This window comes from Escherichia sp. AM3 (assembly GCF_032029835.1).
In the GTDB taxonomy this organism is placed as follows: Bacteria; Pseudomonadota; Gammaproteobacteria; order Enterobacterales; family Enterobacteriaceae; genus Escherichia; species Escherichia coli.
The window spans coordinates 1-280 of the sequence record NZ_JAVUPQ010000907.1; the positions used below are offsets into that span (position 1 = coordinate 1).

General features: G+C 61.8%; 1 pseudogene. It reads right to left on the reverse strand.

Annotation, left to right across the window (positions count from 1 at the left end):
- Nucleotides 1-280 (reverse strand): annotated as a pseudogene (locus RTW80_RS29000) (glycerol-3-phosphate dehydrogenase); the annotation flags it as partial.

A 280-nucleotide genomic window follows, 5' to 3' on the forward strand; every position in this document is an offset into this window, starting at 1 on the left:
GTACAGCTCATGGCCAAAATGCTCGCCTAGATCGGCAATCTCTTTCGCCTCGCCGAGGACCAGTTCGGTGTTTCTGCCGTAGGTGCGGGCATAGTGGCGCGCCATTCCTTCGGTAATGAACGGGAAGCGGCGACGCAGCTTCGCGGCGTAATCGTCGCGGTTATCGCCGATATCGCCGCCAGGCAGCACGGCGCCTTTCGTCCACGCCGGGCCGATGCCTTTGTAATACGGCGCCAGTTTCTCCAGCGCGTGCTCCGCCAGTTTACGGTAGGTGGTGAGC